At 71.1% G+C, this 3,489-nt stretch carries 4 protein-coding genes; 3 read left to right on the top strand and 1 reads right to left on the bottom strand.

What is annotated here, in order from left to right:
- A partial coding sequence (locus tag ACIPUC_RS37210; RefSeq protein ID WP_351831750.1) for an adenosylhomocysteinase occupies window positions 1-115 on the top strand: 115 nt, incomplete at its 5' end.
- A gap of 88 nt (window positions 116-203) precedes the next feature.
- On the top strand, window positions 204-821 hold the full coding sequence (locus ACIPUC_RS37205) for a hypothetical protein (protein WP_446594866.1): 618 nt from the start codon (window positions 204-206) through the stop codon (window positions 819-821).
- 4 nt (window positions 822-825) lie between these two features.
- On the opposite strand, the gene ACIPUC_RS37200 is transcribed toward ACIPUC_RS37205, so the two are convergent.
- Window positions 826-1,755 (bottom strand): RDD family protein, encoded by a 930-nt coding sequence (locus tag ACIPUC_RS37200; RefSeq protein WP_446594865.1) that lies wholly within the window; start codon window positions 1,753-1,755, stop codon window positions 826-828.
- A 111-nt stretch (window positions 1,756-1,866) separates the two neighbouring features.
- On the opposite strand from ACIPUC_RS37200, the gene ACIPUC_RS37195 reads away from it, so the two are divergent.
- On the top strand, window positions 1,867-2,874 hold the full coding sequence (locus ACIPUC_RS37195; protein WP_446594864.1) for a stage II sporulation protein M: 1,008 nt from the start codon (window positions 1,867-1,869) through the stop codon (window positions 2,872-2,874).
- The last annotated feature ends 615 nt before the right edge of the window (window positions 2,875-3,489 follow it).

The raw sequence follows: 3,489 nt of genomic DNA, 5'->3' as shown, positions 1-3,489 counted from the left end.
CCGCCTGCACCTGGACGCGCTGGGCGTCAGGCTCACCACCCTGCGTCCCGAGCAGGCCGACTACATCGGCGTCAAGGTCGAGGGCCCGTACAAGCCCGACCACTACCGCTACTGATCCCCGCACGGCAGTAGCAGCAGCACGTCACGCAGGCCCCCGGCGAGATGCCGGGGGCCTGCCCCGTACCCATCCAAGGACCGACACGATGCCCCGCGGCCGCTACTCCCTGCACGACCCGCACGACCACACCCCCCTCGGCGAGGAGCACTTCCACTGCGCCCCCGGCCCCTCCGGCTGGCGCTACGTCTCCCAGCTGACCGCCCCGAACGGCGACCACCGCGGCTCCGTCGACCTGGCCATCGACGAACTGGGCCGCCCCATCCGCCTCGAGGTGAACGCGTCGAGCTGGCAGGTCCGCGGGGCCGCCATCGACGGCGTCACCTGGGTCCGCACCGACCCCACGGGCGCCGAGGCCACCGAGGGCAACGTCCACGCCCCCGGCTTCACCGGCACCTCACCGGCCTTCCTCGTCGCGACGGCCCGCCTGCTGCGCCTGACCCCCGGCGCCCCCGCCACGCGCGTCCGGCTCCTCGCCCTCACCGACCCGGTACTGGCCCCCCGTACGGTCGATCAGGCCTGGGCCCTGCTGCGCCGCGAGGAGCACCCCACCGACAGCGGCCCGCTCCTGGTGGACGAGTACCAGGTCAGCGCACTGGACACCGGCGAGGTCCACACGGTCCACATCGCGGGCGACGTGGTCCTGTCCGCCCCGGGCATCGAACTGGAACACCTGGAGACCCCGCCCTCGACCTTCGGGGAGTAACCCCTCAGGCGGGCGGCGCGAACCCACCGGCGCGCGGCGCGTCCACGGGCGCCGCCGGCGCGGGGGCGACGTGCGGGACGGGTACCGGTACGGGACCGGCCGCGGGCGCGTACCCGGCCCCGGGCACCGGGCCGAATCCGGCGGCGGGAGCCGCGGCGTACCCGGCGCCGGCCGGAGCCGAAGCCGCCGGGCGGAAGGCCCGGGCCGCATCCCGCGACTGCCGCTCGTGCACCACGGCCATCAGGAACGCGGCGGCCGGCACCCCTACCGGCGCGGGCGCCCCCGTCCGCGCGACCACATCGTCCGCGAGCCGCGCCGCCATCGCCGCGCCGACCCGGGGATCCAGCTGGTTCATCCGCGTCAGGTACTGCCGTATCGCCAGCCACAGCCCGTCCGGCACCGCCGACAGGTCCAGCCCGGCGAACCGCCCGGCCAGCCACGGCGGCGGCGCAGGCACCGGCATCACCCGCGCCCCCGGCACCCGCTCCCGGATGACCAGGGTCCCCGCGAACACGTCGCCGAGCCGCCGCCCGCGCGCCGACACCAGCGAGGCGATGCACGCCACGGCCCCGAAGGTCATCAGCAGCTCCACGACCCCCATGGCCCCGCGCACCAGCGCGTGCCGGAACCGGATCGGCCCGCCGTCGTCCCGCACCACCCGCAGTCCGCACGCCAGCTTGCCCAGCGACCGGCCGTGGCTGAGCGTCTCCACCGCGATCGGCACACCGACCAGCAGCAGGAGGAACGACGCCACCGTCACGGCCGCCTGCGCGGCTGCGTCGAGCGAGGCGATGGCGAAGGCCAGCCCGATCGACAGGATCACGTATCCGGCGACGTACACGACCAGGTCGAGGACGATCGCCAGCGCCCGGCTCGGCAGCCTCGCCGGCCTCAACCCCAGGACGACCGCGTCCCCCGTCACCAGATCGCTCACCACAGCACCTTTCACGTGACCTGCCCCGCCCCTGAGGCTTCCAGTCTGCCAAGCTGACCACACGAGGAATAGCCAGCAGCAGGGGCACTGGGGCAGGGGAGCGGCAACCGGATGGATCTCGACGTCTTCGTGACGGCACACCGCGCGGAATGGGACCGCCTGGAACAGCTCCTGGGCCGCGGCCGCAAACTGACCGGCGCCGAGGCCGACGAACTCGTCGCCCTCTACCAGCGCACCTCCACCCATCTCTCGCTCGTCCAGTCCAGCGCCCCCGACCCCATGCTCACGGGGCGCCTCACCCAGCTGGTCGCCCGCGCCCGCGCCACGGTCACGGGCACCCGCCGGGCCGGCTGGCGCGACGCGGTCCTGTTCTTCACGGTGGGCTTCCCCGCCGCGGTGTACCGCAGCCGGCGCTGGTGGATACCGACCGCGCTGCTCTCCACGGCGCTCGGGGTGCTCATCGGCTGGTGGATAGCCACGCACCCGGAGGTCCAGGGCGCCATCGCCGCCCCCGAGCACCTCAAGGAGCTCACGAAGCCGGGCGGCCAGTACGAGACGTACTACTCCAGCCATCCCGCGGGCTCCTTCGCCGCCCAGGTCTGGACGAACAACGCACAGGCGGCGGCGATCTGCCTCGTCCTCGGCGCCTTCCTCGGCCTCCCCGTGCTCTGGATCCTCTTCCTGAACATGGCCAACCTGGGCGTCGGCCTCGGGCTGATGGCCTCCGCCGGCCGCCTGGACGTGTTCCTCGGCCTGATCCTCCCGCACGGCCTGCTCGAACTGACGGCGGTCTTCGTCGCCGCGGGCACCGGCCTGCGCCTGGGCTGGACGGTCATCGACCCGGGCCCCCGCACCCGCCGCACCGCCCTCGCCGAACGGGGCCGCGCGGCCCTCGGCATGGCCATCGGCCTCGCGGTGGTCCTCTTCGTGTCGGGCCTGATCGAAGGTTTCGTGACCCCGTCCGGCCTGCCCACCTGGGCCCGCATCACCATCGGCGTCGTGGCCGAGGCGGCCTTCCTGCTCTACGTCTTCGTCCTCGGCGGCCGGGCCTCCCGCGCCGGCGAGGCGGGCGACGTGGAGGCCGCAGACCGCACGGCGACGCTTCCCACCGCGGCCTGATGTGCGTACAGGCCCGCTGAGCTGCTAGTCTCCTCGTCGGCCCGGAAGCCCTGTTGACACGGAGCGAACGGGGAGGTAGATTTTAACGGTTGCCACGGACTGGACAGTCCGGCAGTGACGGATTAGAATCTCTCTCGCCCCTGCAGGGAATGGAATTCCAGCGGGGCACGCATCGACTCCACATTCAGGAATCCGAAGCCGGTAAATCCGGTGGAAACCTTCTGATAGAGTCGGAATCGCCGAAAAGGGAAAGCGCGAAAGCGCGCAACCTCGAAAGCACCGAGGAAATCGGGCCCGAAAGAGTCTGATAGAGTCGGAAACGCAAGAACACAGAACGAAAGCCCGGAGGAAAGCCCGCGAGGGTGAGTACAAAGGAAGCGTCCGTTCCTTGAGAACTCAACAGCGTGCCAAAAATCAACGCCAAAAGTTGATACCCCGTCCACTTCGGTGGATGAGGTTCCTTTGAAAAAGACCTGTGAGGCTTCCTTGTGGAGTGCTTGCAGGCAATTACACAGCGAGGACGCAGTGGACGGTCGGTCTTATTCCGACATGATCGTCCCGCTCTGCGTGTGTGTGCACCCGATTACGGGTAAACATTCATGGAGAGTTTGATCC

This window comes from Streptomyces sp. LARHCF249, from assembly GCF_052871255.1.
This window is presented reverse-complemented; position numbering and strand designations above follow the sequence as displayed.